This is a genomic window from Sphingomonas sp. BL-S-25 (genome assembly GCF_055521555.1).
The window spans coordinates 2,757,663-2,771,555 of sequence record NZ_CM145486.1; the positions used below are offsets into that span (position 1 = coordinate 2,757,663).

A 13,893-nucleotide genomic window follows, 5' to 3' on the forward strand; every position below is an offset into this window, starting at 1 on the left:
ATCCAATTCGATGTGCGGCGCTCCTAAATAATTGCGACAGATTATCAATAGCATTTTTCTTGCCAAGGCCGCCTGTCGCTTTTATCCGGTTGCCATGTCTCCTCGGCTACATCCGCTTCCGGCCCAGCCGCGCCATCGATGGGCGCGAATCCTGCTGGCGGGCCCGGGGGCAATCGTCGTGACCCTGACGCTGTTGGCGGGCATGCCGCTGTGGCTGCCGGGCGGTTCGGCGGGGATCGACAATCTTGCCTTTCCGCTGGTCTTCGCCCCGTTGATCTGGGCGATCCTGTTCTTTCACGCCTGCCTCGATCGCCGGCTTGCGCGGGTGGCGCTGGTGGCTGCGGCGCTGTTTCTAGTCCATGGCGGCATGGTGGCCTCGCGCTTCATGGCCGCTTCACCCGATGCCGGGGTTGCGCGATGATCCATCTGGACAAGAACGAGACCAAGGCGATGGTCGCGGTGCATGGCTGGTCGGGCATCCTGCTCGGCCTGCTGCTCTACGCGGTCGTGCTGACCGGCGCCGCCGCAGTGTTCGCGCACGAGATCGGCGCCTGGTCGGCCGGTCACCTTGCCACGCGCTCGTCCTTCGAACAGCCGATCGACGCGACGATGCGCCGCCTGACCGAGCAGACCCCGCCGCAATATCGCGAAGCGGTGAACCTGTTCGAGATCGGCGACCATGGGCTGGGCGTGTTCTTCCACCGCCACGAGCTCGACGCGAAAGGCGTTCCGACCGAGAGCGGCATCTATTATCAGCTCGATAACAGCGGGCGGTTGCTCAATACGGTCAAGGGCTCGGTCGATGACATCTTCGGACCGCGCAACGACGATGCGCTGAGCGCCTTCCTGGTTGATACCCATGTCCGGCTGCACGTTCCCAATCCCTGGGGCCTGTTGCTGACCGGGATTCTCGGCCTGGCGATGCTGGTCGCGGCGATCTCCGGGCTGCTGATCCACCGCCATCTGTTCAAGGACATCTTCACCCTGCGCCGCCGCGCCAGCCCGGTGCTGGTCAACCGCGACAAGCACAGCGTCGCGGGAACGTGGAGCCTGCCCTTCGCCTTTGTCCTGGCGTTCACGGGCAGCTTCTTCTCCTTCTACGGCACGATCGGCGTCCCCGTCGTCGCGATGGCGGCGTTCGGCGGCGATATCGAAGCGCTGACGGAGGCGGTCTATGGCAATCCCGGCACGCCCGATCCGCGCCCGGCCGCGCTCGGCAGTCTCGACCGGATCACGACCGACGCGATCCGCCGTACCGGCGCGGTGCCCACCTTCATCGCGATCGAGAAGTTCGGCCGCGCCGACGCCGACGTCACCAGCTACCACAACCCCAAGGAGGGGGATCTCGAGCCGGTAGCGCTGCTCTATAAGGGGGCGACTGCCGAGTTCGTCCGCGCAAAGCCTGTCGTGGGTGCGCAGCCCTCCGCCGGCGGGACGCTGGTCGGGATCATGGGGCCGCTGCACTTCGGCAACTTCGCGGGCATGCTGTCCAAGGCCATCTGGTTCGGGCTGGGCTTCGCCATGTGCTACGTCACCTATACCGGGATGCGGCTGTGGGTCGTGCGCCGCCGGGCGGACTCGCGCGCGCTCGCCGCGCTCGAGCGGACGCTGACCGTGGTTGGATTCGGGCTGCCGCTGGGACTCGTCGCGTCCGCCGCTGCGTTTCTCGTGACGATGCCGCTCGGCTCGGCGGTCTACTGGACGACCGCGGCGTTCCTGATCGCGTCCGCCGCGGCAATCCTGGCGGGCGTGCTCGCGCCCAGCAACGATCGGCTAGTGATGCTGTTGAAGGCTGCGACCGGGATCATCATGCTGCTGCTCCCGCTACTGCGGCTCTTCGTCTCCGGCGGGCCCGGCTGGGGCGAGGCTGTGGCGGCGGGTCAGCCCGTCATCGCGGCGCTGGACCTCGCTTTTGTCCTAGCCGGCGCCTGGCTGATCCGTGATTGCTGGATGCAGCTGCCGCGGCGGGCTCGTGCAGCCGAGCCGATGCTGAGCCCCGCCGAATGAGCATGATCCTTCTCGCATTGGGCGCCCTCGTGCTGTCCGCGATCCCGATCCTGCTGCTGGGTATCGGCGATCCGAAACGGCGGCGGGCCGCCGGGGTGAAGGATGGCAGCGCGTCGGGCCAGCGGTGGCTGCTGGTGCTGGCCGCCTGCGTGCCCGGACTGGCATGTGCGCTGCTCGGCGACTCGGCTGCCTTCATCATGTGGCTGGGCGGATCGGGCCTGCTGGGATGGGCAGTCGCCGCCTGTTTCGCGGCGCAACTCAAGACCGAGTAGGTTCGGCCGTCGGCAAGTCTGCTCGACGCGCTCCTTCTACCCGGTTGTGTCTTCAGCTCAGCCGGTCGATCGCCTCGGGGGTCAGCGAGCCGGGAATGATCATCACCGGGACGCTCATCCCGCCGGCATCTGCGCCGGTGAAATGCGACACCATCGGGCCTGGCGGGCCGCTGGCGGCGGCGCCGAGCACCAGCGCGGCGATGTCGGGATTGGCGGCGATCATCTCGCGCGCGATCTTGGCGCCGTCTCCCTGGCGGACGGTGATCGCCGGCTTGATTCCCGATTCGGCAAGCAACGTTCCCGCTGCGCGCGCGACCAGTGCCTCGGCGCGCATCTGCGTCTCTTCCTCGATCGCGGCCATGACGCCGCCCCACTGGACGAATTCGGTCTGTTGAGTGATCGCCAGGATCTCGACCGTGCCGCCGGTCTTGACCGCACGGCGCGCGGCGAAGCGCATGGCGATCTCCGCTTCCGGACTTTCATCTATGACGACCAGATAGGTACGCATCGTGCCAAGTCCTCTCCCCCGATCCGTAGGTGCCTTGTGATCGCGAAGCTTGCAAGCGGCTTGACCCGGGGCGGGTCGGACGCGAAGAGGGCGCGGACATCCCCTCCCCGGGAACACAGAAGACGGAATCTTCCATGCCCATCGAAATCAAGATGCCTGCGCTCTCGCCCACGATGGAAGAGGGCACGCTCGCCAAATGGCTCGTCAAGGAAGGCGATACGGTCAAGTCCGGCGACCTGATGGCCGAGATCGAGACCGACAAGGCGACGATGGAATTCGAAGCCGTCGATGAAGGCGTGATCGCCAAGATCCTGATCGCCGAGGGCACCGACAATGTGAAGGTCGGCACCGTGATCGCGGTGCTGGCAGGCGAGGGCGAGGATGCGTCCGACGCCGCCGCGTCGCCGGCACCCGCGGCTGCACCCGCTCCGGCCGAAGCAGCCAAGAGCGAGCCCGCGAAGGCCGAGGTCGCTCCGGCGCCCACCCCTGCGTCGGCCCCTGCCCAGGCGCAGCAGGCATCGGGCGACCGCGTCAAGGCAAGCCCGCTGGCGCGCCGCATCGCCGCCGACAAGGGCGTCGACCTGGCCGGCGTCACCGGGTCGGGCCCGCATGGCCGCATCGTCAAGGCGGATGTCGAGGGTGCCAAGCCCGGCGCTGCCGCACCTGCTGCATCCGCTGCCCCCGCGCCGGCGCCGTCGGCCGCTCCGGCGCCTGCCGCTGCGCCCGCCGAGCCCAAGGCGGTGTGGTATGACGAGAGCATTCCCCATGAGGAGGAGAAGCTCAGCAACATCCGCAAGACGATCGCGCGCCGCCTGACCGAATCGAAGCAGACGGTGCCGCACATCTACCTGACGGTGGACGTGCGCCTCGACGCGCTGCTGAAGCTGCGCGGCGAGCTGAACAAGGCGCTGGAAGGCCGCGGCGTGAAGCTGTCGGTCAACGACCTGCTGATCAAGGCGCTGGGCGTTGCGCTGATCCAGGCGCCCAAGTGCAACGTGACCTACACCGGCGAGAAGCTGATCAAGTACAGCCGCGCCGACGTGTCGGTCGCGGTGTCGACTCCGACCGGTCTGATCACGCCGATCGTGCGCGATGCGGCGAACAAGAGCGTCTCGGCCATCTCCGCCGAGATGAAGGACCTGGCCGAGCGTGCCCGCGACGGCAAGCTGAAGCCCGAGGAATATCAGGGCGGTACCGCCAGCCTGTCGAACATGGGCATGTTCGGAATCAAGCAGTTCGATGCGGTCATCAATCCGCCCCAGGGCATGATCCTGGCGGTCGGTTCGGGCGAGAAGCGCCCGTATATCGTCGATGACGCGCTGGGCGTCGCGACGGTGATGACGGTCACCGGCAGCTTCGATCACCGCGCGATCGACGGTGCCGACGGCGCCGAGATGATGAAGATCCTGAAGGGCCTGATCGAATCGCCGATGGGCATGATCGCCTGAACGACCGAGCGAGGGCCATGCGAGTCTTCATCGAAGTGATGCACATCGTGATCGGGCTGCTGGCCGCTATGGTCATCGGCCAGGTCGCGAGCTGGTCCTATCCGCTGGCCAATCGCGACATCTGGCTGGTGACCTATGCCGCGATGATCGCGGTAATCGCGATGGGCGCGCGGCCGACCTGGCGCGCATGGCAGGAGGATCGCAAGACGCTTGCCCGCGCCGAGCAGGGCGGGGTGGGCGCATCGCGCGCGACCCGAGACGACGAGAAGCCTGTCGATGAGTGACCGGAACGAAATCCCGATGCCGCCCGAGCGGGCGCCCACCGTCCGCGTGATCGCGATGCCGGCCGACGCCAATCCCTATGGCGATATCTTCGGCGGCTGGCTGATGAGCCAGATGGATCTTGCCGCGGGATCGATCGCCTCGCGCCATTCGCATGGCCGCGCGGTGACCATTGCGGTCGAGGCGATGCAGTTCCACTTACCCGTCGCAGTCGGCGACGAGGTGTCGGTCTATGCCGAGCTGGTGCGAACCGGTCGTACCTCGATGACGATCGAGGTCGAGGCCTGGCGCCGCCACCGCCATGAGGAAATGATGCACAAGGTTACCGAAGCCCGCTTTACCTTTGTCGCGATCGACGAACACCGGAAATCGCGACCCGTCGCACCGGTTGAGGGAGGCCAGGCATGAGCGGCTATCCCCCGATCGGCTTTTCGCTGCTGCAGGCGCTGATCGTCTCGCTGGTGGTGCTGACCCCCTGGCTGGCGATGGCGTTCGCGACGCGCCACCGGTTGTCGACCGGCGACGCGCTGCTGCTGGTGCCGGTCTACCCCGTCTTCGCGCTGTTCACGCTGCTGGTCTTCCTGCCGTTCGAAGGGCATTGGGCCGACGGCGCGGTGTTCGGACCGATGGAGATCGGCCGCGCGCTGCTGATCGGGGCGACCGCGCTCCTGATCGGTACTCTTTACACCCAGCGCCGGGGCTTGGCGAACCGCAGCGGCGGCGAGATCGCCCATCAACTCGGCGCGAGCATCCTGATCGGTGCCGGCTGGGGCCTGGTCTGGGTCCTGGCGGGCTGGTTCCTCACCTCTCTCGGAATGGCGAACAATGGCTGAATCCTATGACCTGATCGTGCTCGGCTCCGGGCCGGGCGGCTATGTCGCGGCGATCCGTGCTGCGCAGCTGGGCCTCAAGACGGCGATCGTCGAGCGCGAGCTGCTGGGCGGCATCTGCCTCAACTGGGGCTGCATCCCGACCAAGGCGCTGCTGCGGTCGGCCGAGATCTATCACTATATGCAGCATGCCAAGGATTACGGGCTGGTCGCCGACGCGATCAGCGCCGATCTGGATGCGGTGGTGAAGCGCTCGCGCGGCGTCGCCAAGCAGCTGAATCAGGGCGTCACACACCTGATGAAGAAGAACAAGATCGCGGTGCACATGGGCACCGGCACGCTGACGGGGAAGGGCAAGCTGACCGTCACCGCGCAGGACGGCAAGACGACGGAGCTGAGCGCGAAGAACATCATCGTCGCCACCGGCGCGCGCGCCCGCGACCTTCCCTTCGCCAAGGCCGACGGCAAGCGCATCTGGACCTATCGTCACGCGATGACGCCCAGCGAGATGCCGACCAAGCTGCTGGTCATCGGATCGGGCGCGATCGGCGTCGAGTTCGCCAGCTTCTACAACGACATGGGCGCGAAGGTGACGATCGTCGAGATGCTCGACCGGATCGTGCCGGTGGAGGACAAGGACGTCTCCGCCCACCTCGAAAAGGCGTTCAAGAAGCAGGGCATGACGATCCTGACCTCGACCGGCGTCGAGAGGCTGGACGTCGGCGCCAATGGCGTGAAGGCATCGATCAAGGGCAAGGACGGCAAGGTCACGACCGAGGAGTTCAGCCACGTCATTGTCGCCATCGGCATCGTCCCGAACACCGAGAATATCGGCCTGGAGACGCTGGGCGTGAAGACCGAGCGCGGCCATATCGTCACCGATGGTGCCTGCCGCACCAATGTCGACGGGCTGTACGCGATCGGCGACGTGACCGCGCCGCCCTGGCTGGCGCACAAGGCGAGCCATGAGGGCGTGATCGCGGTCGAGGCGATCGCCGGCAAGCATCCGCATGCGATGGACCCGCGCAACATCCCGGGCTGCACCTATTGCCACCCCCAGATCGCCAGCGTCGGCCTGACCGAGGAGAAGGCGAAGGAAGCCGGCTATGAGGTGAAGGCGGGTACCTTCCCGTTCATCGGCAACGGCAAGGCGATCGCGCTGGGCGAGCCCGAGGGCTTCGTGAAGACGGTGTTCGACGCGAAGACGGGCGAGCTGCTGGGCGCACACATGATCGGCGCCGAGGTCACCGAGATGATCCAGGGCTATACCATCGCCAAGACCGGCGAGCTGACCGAGGCAGAGCTGATGGAGACGGTGTTCCCGCATCCCACGATCAGTGAAACGATGCACGAAGGCGTGCTGGCGGCGTTCGGACGCGTGCTGCACATGTGATCCTCGCGGCCGGCAGGTCCGGCCGGGCAAACGAACCCTGCGACCCCTCCCGGCAACGGGAGGGGTTTTGCATGCGGGTCAGCCGTCCGCGGTGGCCCGGGCGGCGAACGCCTCGATCAGCCGGCCATAGTCGGCCATCTCTGGAAATCTGTCATAGCTGTACTCCGCAGGCGTCGTCGCCCAGGGCAGGGCCTCGCTGCGATAGGTCTCGATGAACGGCGCGTACCAGCTCGGATCGTCCAGCAGCGTTGCGCGGACATTGGTGAAGCCGGGTTCGGGGATGATCCGGGTGAAGACCCAGCTCTTGCACCAATCGCAATGGTGATGGCGCAACATCTCGCCGTGCAGGCCGCCGATCACCGGCTCGCCGGATAGGATCTCGAACCGGTCGCTCGGCACGGCGATGCTGGTCGAGAAGGCGCTGGCCGACATGTGCTGGCAGCCGGTGCAATGGCACGCCATCGTCAGGATCGGTGCCGCGCTGATCCGGAATCGCAGCCTGCCGCAGCGGCAGCCTCCCTCCATCGGCAATGTCCATCCGGGCATGACAGCTTCTCTCCTGTCGGGAAGTCATGCGTAGCGGGCTACGCCGATAGGGCGCCGACGTCCACGGCCTGGTGTGCTCCAAGGCTATGCAAACCCGTCGTTTTTCGCCGATGGAACGCGCTGACGTCGGTGACGTTGGAGGCCGCCGAAGGAGACGGCCATGACTCGCACCGCATTGTTTTCCCTGACGCTTCCTGCGCTTGCCCTGCTTGCGGCATGCAATGGCAATACCGACGTCGATACCAGCGTCGTCAATAACGGCGCCGCCGTGACCGAGATCAGCAGCGACACCGACAACGGAACGGTGAACACCACGATCGCCACGCCGGCGATGACACCGCAGCAATTCGCCGACACCGCGGCGTCCAGCAACATGTTCGAGATCGAATCGGGCAAGCTGGCGCAGCAGAAGGCGACCAGCCAGGCGCTCAAGGACTTCGGCAAGATGATGGTCGATCACCACACCCGCTCGACCGAGGCGTTGAAGACCGCCGCGGGCAAGGCAAGCCCCGCGCTGACGCCGGCACCGAAGCTGGATGCCGAGCAGACGGCCAATCTCGAGGCGCTGCGCGGCGCCACCGGTGCCGAGTTCGACCGGCTGTACCGCGAACAGCAGACCGCGGCGCACCAGAAGGCGCTCGCCGCGATGCAGGCCTATGCCGAGGCCGGCGACTCGGCGACGCTGCGCGACTTCGCCTCGAGCACCCAGTCGGTGGTCAAGTCGCACCTGGAGCGGCTGCAGGCGATGTGATCGTCCGATAGCGGCGTGGCCCTTCGGGGTCGCGCCGCTATCGCCTTTGGCAGTCGATCAGGCTGCCTTCTCGCTTTCGTCCGCGTCGGCGGGGCGAATCAGCGTGGCGACCGTGGCGACCGCGGGCTGAGCAGTCAGCTCGGTGACGCGGCCGATCCGTCCGTCGATCTGGCCGCCCAGCTCGATCGTGATGGTCTCATATTCGACGTCGCCGACGATCCGCGCGCTGCGCTCGACCGTGAGCTGCTTCACGCGCACCGTGCCCTCGACGGTTCCGGCAAGCCGAGCAGTTTGGGCAGTCACGCTGCCCAGGATGCTACTGTCGGCGCCTTGGGCCAGCGTGCCGCACGTCACGTCGCCTTCGATCCGGCCGTCGATATGGAGATCGGCGATCGCAGAGATATTGCCGGCCAGCGTGACGTCCGGGCCGATGACCGAGAACATGCCTCGTTTAGACCCGGAGCTCTGGAAGGTCGCGATCGATGACCCCGCGGCGCGATCGTCGCGTCCCTTGCTGCTGATGAACATGTTAGATCCCCCATTTCCCCGGAATCGGTCCCGCATCCGCCTTGCCATATCGCAGGACCGGGCGGCAGCCGGCCGGGACCGACTGCCCCTGCGCGGCGATGCTAGAGTCGAAATCTTTCGATTCGATGTGCGACGCGCTCAGGCCGGCTCGTCGAGCATCGGGCGGATCAGCGCATCGAACTCCTCATAGGTGAAGGCGCCCGCCTTCGCGTAGCGGAGCACGCCCTTGCGATCGATCACGAAATTGGTCGGCAGGCCGTCGGTCGGCAGGTAATGGCGTCCGCGCATCTTCAGGACCAGCGGGAAGGCGAGCTCCCTGGACAGGTCGCGCAGCTTGTAGGCGGGCACCGAATCCTCGGTGGTGATGGCGAATATCCTGAGCCCGCGATCGCTGTGTCTGCGGAAATAGGTGTCGAGCATCGGGATCTCGGTTCGGCACGGCACACACCATGTCGCCCGGTAATTGAGCACGACGACCTGCCCGCGCAGGCTCGACAGGGTAATCGACTTGCGCGAATAGGTCAGCAGGGTGAATTCCGGAGCCACCTGGCCGACCAAGTCGCGTGGCGTGCCTGATGGGGCAGGGGCCATTGCCGCTGGCGGGGCCGGCTCGGGCGGGGCCGTCAGGCCGGCGAGCGCGCACCAGGACGCTGCCAGCGCGGCGACGCCGAATCGAGTCGATGTCACGGAATTTCCCCCAAAAGATCCGATCGCGCCGATGCTCTGCTGCCCGGCGCGGGCTGTCAACCATTGGTCCCGTCAGGATGGTGTCGGCCCATTGACCCGTGCGACGCCCACGGTTATAGGCGCCGCGTCCCGAGAAGCGGCCGATTCCGGCTTGGCTTGTCGAGACGCTTTGAGCTGAACGTTGCTGGAGACGCAATGGCCCGGGGGGTCGCAAGACCATCGGGGCCTTTTCGTATTCTTTATGTTTCTGGGCTCCAGCAAAGTAACCGTCTGAAAGGTGAAGGGCTTCATGCCGACGATTAACCAGTTGGTCCGCAAGGGCCGCGAACCGCAGAAGACCAAGTCGAAGGTCCCTGCGATGGAACAGAATCCGCAGAAGCGTGGTGTTTGCACCCGCGTCTACACGACGACTCCGAAGAAGCCGAACTCGGCACTTCGCAAGGTTGCGAAGGTTCGCCTGACCAACAGCCGCGAAGTCATCAGCTACATCCCCGGTGAAGGCCACAACCTTCAGGAGCACTCGGTGGTCCTGATCCGTGGCGGCCGTGTGCGCGACCTTCCCGGTGTGCGCTACCACGTGCTGCGCGGCGTGCTCGACACGCAGGGCGTCAAGGATCGCAAGCAGAGCCGTTCGAAGTACGGCGCGAAGCGTCCCAAGTAAGCTGTCTCGGTACTAAGGAAGGAAGAAGCCAATGGCTCGTCGTCGTCGTCCCGAGAAGCGGGAAATCCTGCCCGATCCCAAGTTCGGGGATGTGGTGCTTTCGAAGTTCATGAATTCGGTCATGCTGGACGGCAAGAAGTCCGTGGCCGAGGGCATCGTCTATACGGCGCTCGACACCGTCGAGCAGCGCGCGAAGCGCGAGCCGATCGGCGTGTTCCATGACGCGCTGAACAACATCAAGCCGGGCATCGAGGTCCGCAGCCGCCGCGTCGGCGGTGCGACCTATCAGGTTCCGGTTGAAGTGCGTCCGGAGCGTGCCCAGGCGCTGGCGATTCGCTGGCTGATCGCCTCGGCCCGCAACCGCAGCGAGAACACCATGGCCGCCCGTCTGTCGGGCGAGCTGCTCGACGCGTCGAACAACCGCGGCAACGCGGTGAAGAAGCGCGAAGACACCCATCGTATGGCCGAGGCGAACCGCGCCTTCAGCCACTACCGCTGGTAAAAACGCCACCTATATATCGGGGAGCCGTCCAAAGCGGCTCCCCAAATTCTTAAGGAACCACGATCATGGCCCGCAGCCATCCGCTCGACCGTTATCGCAATATCGGCATCATGGCGCACATCGACGCCGGCAAGACGACGACGACCGAGCGCATCCTTTACTACACCGGCAAGTCCTACAAGATCGGCGAAGTGCATGAAGGCACGGCGACGATGGACTGGATGGAGCAGGAGCAGGAGCGCGGGATCACGATCACGTCCGCGGCGACCACCTGCAAGTGGCGCGCCGAAGAGGGCAAGGGCGAAGAGCACCTGATCAACATCATCGACACGCCGGGCCACGTCGACTTCACGATCGAAGTCGAGCGTTCGCTGCGCGTGCTCGACGGTGCGGTCGCGTGCTTCGACGGCGTTGCCGGCGTCGAGCCGCAGTCGGAGACCGTCTGGCGTCAGGCCGAGAAGTACAAGGTTCCGCGCATGTGCTTCGTCAACAAGCTGGACCGTACCGGTGCCAGCTTCGAGCGCTGCGTCGAGATGATCAAGGATCGCCTGGGCGCGCGTCCGGCGGTGCTGTATCTCCCGATCGGCATCGAGGGCGGCTTCAAGGGCCTGGTCGACCTGGTCGAGAACCGTGCGATCATCTGGCTCGACGAGTCGCTGGGCGCGAAGTTCGAATATCGCGACATCCCCGAGGACCTGCAGGACGCAGCCGCAACCGCGCGCAGCGAACTGATCGAAATGGCCGTCGAGCAGGACGACGCGGTCATGGAAGCGTATCTCGAGGGCAACGAGCCTGATGCGAAGACGCTGAAGAAGCTGATCCGCAAGGGCACGCTGAACTTCTCGTTCGTGCCGGTGCTGTGCGGCTCGGCGTTCAAGAACAAGGGCGTGCAGCCCCTGCTCGACGCCGTCGTCGACTATCTGCCGAGCCCGCTCGACATTCCCGACGTCCAGGGCGTCAAGCTGGACGGCGAGACCGTCGATTCGCGTCCGCCGGCCGACGATGCTCCGATGTCGCTGCTCGCGTTCAAGATCATGAACGACCCGTTCGTCGGCTCGCTCACCTTTGCGCGCATCTATTCGGGCAAGCTCGAAAAGGGCCAGTACCTGAACTCCGTGAAGGACAAGAAGGAAAAGATCGGCCGCATGCTGTTGATGCACGCGAACTCGCGTGAGGACATCAACGAGGCATTCGCCGGCGACATCGTCGCGATCGCGGGTCTCAAGGAGACCACGACCGGCGACACGCTGTGCGATACCGCGCACCCGATCATCCTCGAGCGTATGGAATTCCCCGAGCCCGTGATCGAGCTGTCGGTGGAGCCGAAGACCAAGGCCGACCAGGAGAAGATGGGCATCGCCCTGAACCGCCTGGCAGCCGAGGATCCCTCGTTCCGCGTTTCGACCGACCATGAGTCGGGCCAGACCATCATCAAGGGCATGGGCGAGCTCCATCTCGAGATCTTGGTCGACCGCATGAAGCGCGAGTTCAAGGTCGAGGCGAATGTCGGTGCACCGCAGGTGGCTTATCGCGAGTATCTCGCGAAGCCGGTCGAGCTGACCTACACCCACAAGAAGCAGTCGGGTGGCTCGGGCCAGTTCGGCGAGGTCAAGGTGCAGGTGAAGCCGGGCGAGCGGGGTTCGGGCTTCCAGTTCTTCGACGAGATCAAGGGCGGCAATATTCCGCGTGAATATATCCCGTCGGTCGAGAAGGGCTTCCGCGAGACGGCGCAGACCGGATCGCTGATCGGCTTCCCGATCATCGACTTCGAGGTGCACCTGATCGACGGTAAGTACCACGACGTCGACTCGTCGGCGCTGGCGTTCGAAATCTGTGCTCGCGGCGCAATGCGCGAAGCGGCACAGAAGGCGGGCATCAAGCTGCTCGAGCCGATCATGAAGGTCGAGGTCGTCACCCCCGAGGATTATCTCGGCGACGTCATCGGCGACATGAACAGCCGTCGTGGACAGATCCAGGGCACCGACAGCCGCGGCAACGCGCAGACGGTCGAGGCGATGGTCCCGCTGGCCAACATGTTCGGCTATGTGAACCAGCTCCGCTCGTTCACCCAGGGCCGCGCGCAGTACAGCATGCAGTTCAGCCATTACGACGAAGTGCCGCAGAATGTGGCCGACGAAGTGAAGGCTAAGCTGGCGTAACTCGAAATCAGCCGCTATGGGGCCGCGTTCCGGCGAGTCCCTTCAGCGGCGCGGAAATGACTTAGAAGGTAGGAAAACAATGGCGAAGGCAAAGTTTGAGCGGAACAAGCCGCACCTCAACATCGGCACCATCGGCCACGTCGATCACGGCAAGACCTCGCTGACCGCAGCGATCACCAAGATCCTGGCCGAGGAAGGCCTGTCGGAGAAGGTCGACTTCGAGAACATCGACAAGGCGCCGGAAGAGCGCGAGCGTGGCATCACGATCTCGACCGCGCACGTCGAGTACGAGACCCAGAACCGCCACTATGCGCACGTCGATTGCCCGGGCCACGCCGATTATGTGAAGAACATGATCACCGGCGCAGCCCAGATGGACGGCGCGATCCTGGTGGTCGCCGCCACCGACGGCCCGATGCCCCAGACCAAGGAGCACATCCTGCTCGCGCGTCAGGTCGGCGTGCCGACGATGGTCGTCTTCCTGAACAAGGTCGACCTGGTCGAGGACGAGGAAATCCTCGAGCTCGTCGAGATGGAGATCCGCGAAGAGCTGTCGAAGCGTGAATTCGACGGCGACAACATTCCGATCATCCGTGGCTCGGCGACCGCCGCCCTGTCGGGTTCGGACGCGAAGCTCGGCAAGGAAGCGATCCTGGCGCTGATGGCAGCGGTCGACGAGTCGATCCCGCAGCCGGAGCGTCCGCTGGACAAGCCGTTCATGATGCCGATCGAAGACGTGTTCTCGATCTCGGGCCGCGGCACCGTCGTGACCGGCCGCGTCGAGACCGGCATCGTCAAGGTTGGCGAGGAAGTCGAGATCGTCGGCATCCAGCCGACCGTCCGCAAGACCACCGTGACCGGCGTCGAAATGTTCCGCAAGCTGCTCGACCAGGGTCAGGCAGGCGACAACATCGGCGCGCTGATCCGCGGCGTCGGCCGTGACGAAGTCGAGCGTGGCCAGGTTCTGGCCAAGCCGGGTTCGATCAAGCCGCACACCGACTTCCAGTCGGAAGTGTACGTGCTGTCGAAGGACGAGGGTGGCCGTCACACGCCGTTCTTCGCCAACTATCGTCCGCAGTTCTACTTCCGCACCACGGACGTCACCGGCACGATCGAGCTGCCGGAAGGCACCGAGATGGTGATGCCGGGCGACAACGTGCCGCTGGGCGTGAAGCTCATCGCACCGATCGCCATGGACATCGGTCAGCGCTTCACGATCCGCGAGGGCGGCCGTACCGTCGGCGCCGGCGTCGTCGCGACGATCGACAAGTAAGCTAGAATGACAGCCGCCCGGCGGTCCTGAAAAGGATCGCCGGGCG

General features: G+C 65.4%; 17 protein-coding genes. 13 read left to right on the forward strand and 4 right to left on the reverse strand.

Going from position 1 to position 13,893, the window contains the following annotated elements; genetic code table 11:
* Positions 1–94 precede the first annotated feature (94 nt).
* From ACZ1H8_RS13135 to ACZ1H8_RS13145, 3 genes are read left to right on the forward strand one after another with little or no spacing between them, the layout of a single operon-like run.
* Positions 95–421, forward strand: coding sequence for a hypothetical protein (locus ACZ1H8_RS13135; protein ID WP_465177630.1), 327 nt, complete (start codon positions 95–97; stop codon positions 419–421).
* Complete coding sequence (locus tag ACZ1H8_RS13140) at positions 418–2,007, forward strand: PepSY-associated TM helix domain-containing protein (protein WP_465177631.1); 1,590 nt, start codon at positions 418–420, stop codon at positions 2,005–2,007. The genes ACZ1H8_RS13135 and ACZ1H8_RS13140 overlap by 4 nt, the downstream gene beginning before the upstream one ends.
* Complete coding sequence (locus tag ACZ1H8_RS13145) at positions 2,004–2,279, forward strand: hypothetical protein (protein WP_465177632.1); 276 nt, start codon at positions 2,004–2,006, stop codon at positions 2,277–2,279. The genes ACZ1H8_RS13140 and ACZ1H8_RS13145 overlap by 4 nt, the downstream gene beginning before the upstream one ends.
* 52 nt (positions 2,280–2,331) lie before the next feature.
* Here ACZ1H8_RS13145 and ACZ1H8_RS13150 read toward each other — a convergent pair whose 3' ends face one another.
* Positions 2,332–2,787, reverse strand: coding sequence for a universal stress protein (locus ACZ1H8_RS13150; RefSeq protein WP_465177633.1), 456 nt, complete (start codon positions 2,785–2,787; stop codon positions 2,332–2,334).
* A 134-nt stretch (positions 2,788–2,921) separates the two neighbouring features.
* Between ACZ1H8_RS13150 and ACZ1H8_RS13155 the strand changes: the two genes are divergently transcribed.
* Genes ACZ1H8_RS13155 through lpdA form a run of 5 tightly spaced genes read left to right on the forward strand, consistent with a single transcriptional unit; the run spans position 2,922 to position 6,740 of the window.
* A complete protein-coding gene (locus tag ACZ1H8_RS13155; protein WP_465177634.1) occupies positions 2,922–4,235 on the forward strand; it encodes a pyruvate dehydrogenase complex dihydrolipoamide acetyltransferase in 1,314 nt (437 codons plus the stop codon).
* A gap of 17 nt (positions 4,236–4,252) precedes the next feature.
* Positions 4,253–4,519 carry a hypothetical protein gene (locus ACZ1H8_RS13160; RefSeq protein ID WP_465177635.1) on the forward strand — a complete coding sequence of 89 codons (267 nt, stop codon included), beginning with the start codon at positions 4,253–4,255 and terminating at the stop codon, positions 4,517–4,519.
* A complete protein-coding gene (locus tag ACZ1H8_RS13165; RefSeq protein WP_465177636.1) occupies positions 4,512–4,925 on the forward strand; it encodes an acyl-CoA thioesterase in 414 nt (137 codons plus the stop codon). Before ACZ1H8_RS13160 ends, ACZ1H8_RS13165 begins: the two co-directional genes overlap by 8 nt.
* Entirely contained in the window at positions 4,922–5,350 is a 429-nt protein-coding gene (locus ACZ1H8_RS13170; RefSeq protein ID WP_465177637.1) for a hypothetical protein, read from the forward strand. Before ACZ1H8_RS13165 ends, ACZ1H8_RS13170 begins: the two co-directional genes overlap by 4 nt.
* Positions 5,343–6,740: a dihydrolipoyl dehydrogenase gene (lpdA, locus tag ACZ1H8_RS13175; protein WP_465177638.1), complete on the forward strand. Its 1,398-nt coding sequence runs from the start codon at positions 5,343–5,345 to the stop codon at positions 6,738–6,740. The genes ACZ1H8_RS13170 and lpdA overlap by 8 nt, the downstream gene beginning before the upstream one ends.
* 78 nt (positions 6,741–6,818) lie before the next feature.
* Here the strand turns inward: lpdA and ACZ1H8_RS13180 are convergent, their stop codons facing one another.
* Positions 6,819–7,286, reverse strand: a complete 468-nt coding sequence (locus ACZ1H8_RS13180; protein WP_465177639.1) for a GFA family protein — start codon at positions 7,284–7,286, stop codon at positions 6,819–6,821.
* Positions 7,287–7,446: 160 nt separating this feature from the next.
* Here ACZ1H8_RS13180 and ACZ1H8_RS13185 point away from each other — a divergent pair, with 160 nt between their 5' ends.
* Positions 7,447–8,037 carry a DUF4142 domain-containing protein gene (locus ACZ1H8_RS13185; protein ID WP_465177640.1) on the forward strand — a complete coding sequence of 197 codons (591 nt, stop codon included), beginning with the start codon at positions 7,447–7,449 and terminating at the stop codon, positions 8,035–8,037.
* Positions 8,038–8,094: 57 nt separating this feature from the next.
* Here ACZ1H8_RS13185 and ACZ1H8_RS13190 read toward each other — a convergent pair whose 3' ends face one another.
* Together ACZ1H8_RS13190 and ACZ1H8_RS13195 are read right to left on the reverse strand one after the other, a co-directional pair.
* Positions 8,095–8,481, reverse strand: coding sequence for a bactofilin family protein (locus ACZ1H8_RS13190; protein ID WP_465177641.1), 387 nt, complete (start codon positions 8,479–8,481; stop codon positions 8,095–8,097).
* A gap of 222 nt (positions 8,482–8,703) precedes the next feature.
* On the reverse strand, positions 8,704–9,252 hold the full coding sequence (locus ACZ1H8_RS13195) for a TlpA family protein disulfide reductase (RefSeq protein ID WP_465177642.1): 549 nt from the start codon (positions 9,250–9,252) through the stop codon (positions 8,704–8,706).
* A 289-nt stretch (positions 9,253–9,541) separates the two neighbouring features.
* On the opposite strand from ACZ1H8_RS13195, the gene rpsL reads away from it, so the two are divergent.
* The 4 genes from rpsL to tuf all read left to right on the forward strand — a co-directional run bounded on the left by rpsL (position 9,542) and on the right by tuf (position 13,847).
* A complete protein-coding gene (gene rpsL / locus ACZ1H8_RS13200) occupies positions 9,542–9,913 on the forward strand; it encodes a 30S ribosomal protein S12 (RefSeq protein ID WP_346248215.1) in 372 nt (123 codons plus the stop codon).
* 31 nt (positions 9,914–9,944) lie between these two features.
* Positions 9,945–10,415, forward strand: coding sequence for a 30S ribosomal protein S7 (gene rpsG / locus ACZ1H8_RS13205; protein WP_465177643.1), 471 nt, complete (start codon positions 9,945–9,947; stop codon positions 10,413–10,415).
* Positions 10,416–10,480: 65 nt separating this feature from the next.
* On the forward strand, positions 10,481–12,574 hold the full coding sequence (fusA, locus tag ACZ1H8_RS13210) for an elongation factor G (protein WP_465177644.1): 2,094 nt from the start codon (positions 10,481–10,483) through the stop codon (positions 12,572–12,574).
* A 79-nt stretch (positions 12,575–12,653) separates the two neighbouring features.
* Positions 12,654–13,847 (forward strand): elongation factor Tu, encoded by a 1,194-nt coding sequence (gene tuf, locus ACZ1H8_RS13215; protein WP_465177645.1) that lies wholly within the window; start codon positions 12,654–12,656, stop codon positions 13,845–13,847.
* Positions 13,848–13,893: the final 46 nt, after the last annotated feature.

Bases quoted from the DNA above. Each gene is read 5' to 3' on its own strand.
- ACZ1H8_RS13140 (WP_465177631.1), top strand. From the start codon at position 418: ATGATCCATCTGGACAAGAACGAGACCAAGGCGATGGTCGCGGTGCAT.
- ACZ1H8_RS13150 (WP_465177633.1), bottom strand. From the start codon at position 2,787: ATGCGTACCTATCTGGTCGTCATAGATGAAAGTCCGGAAGCGGAGATC.
- tuf (WP_465177645.1), top strand. From the start codon at position 12,654: ATGGCGAAGGCAAAGTTTGAGCGGAACAAGCCGCACCTCAACATCGGC.
- ACZ1H8_RS13180 (WP_465177639.1), bottom strand. From the start codon at position 7,286: ATGCCCGGATGGACATTGCCGATGGAGGGAGGCTGCCGCTGCGGCAGG.
- lpdA (WP_465177638.1), top strand. From the start codon at position 5,343: ATGGCTGAATCCTATGACCTGATCGTGCTCGGCTCCGGGCCGGGCGGC.
- fusA (WP_465177644.1), top strand. From the start codon at position 10,481: ATGGCCCGCAGCCATCCGCTCGACCGTTATCGCAATATCGGCATCATG.
- ACZ1H8_RS13155 (WP_465177634.1), top strand. From the start codon at position 2,922: ATGCCCATCGAAATCAAGATGCCTGCGCTCTCGCCCACGATGGAAGAG.
- rpsG (WP_465177643.1), top strand. From the start codon at position 9,945: ATGGCTCGTCGTCGTCGTCCCGAGAAGCGGGAAATCCTGCCCGATCCC.
- ACZ1H8_RS13170 (WP_465177637.1), top strand. From the start codon at position 4,922: ATGAGCGGCTATCCCCCGATCGGCTTTTCGCTGCTGCAGGCGCTGATC.
- ACZ1H8_RS13135 (WP_465177630.1), top strand. From the start codon at position 95: ATGTCTCCTCGGCTACATCCGCTTCCGGCCCAGCCGCGCCATCGATGG.
- ACZ1H8_RS13190 (WP_465177641.1), bottom strand. From the start codon at position 8,481: ATGTTCTCGGTCATCGGCCCGGACGTCACGCTGGCCGGCAATATCTCT.
- ACZ1H8_RS13185 (WP_465177640.1), top strand. From the start codon at position 7,447: ATGACTCGCACCGCATTGTTTTCCCTGACGCTTCCTGCGCTTGCCCTG.
- ACZ1H8_RS13165 (WP_465177636.1), top strand. From the start codon at position 4,512: ATGAGTGACCGGAACGAAATCCCGATGCCGCCCGAGCGGGCGCCCACC.
- ACZ1H8_RS13160 (WP_465177635.1), top strand. From the start codon at position 4,253: ATGCGAGTCTTCATCGAAGTGATGCACATCGTGATCGGGCTGCTGGCC.
- rpsL (WP_346248215.1), top strand. From the start codon at position 9,542: ATGCCGACGATTAACCAGTTGGTCCGCAAGGGCCGCGAACCGCAGAAG.
- ACZ1H8_RS13145 (WP_465177632.1), top strand. From the start codon at position 2,004: ATGAGCATGATCCTTCTCGCATTGGGCGCCCTCGTGCTGTCCGCGATC.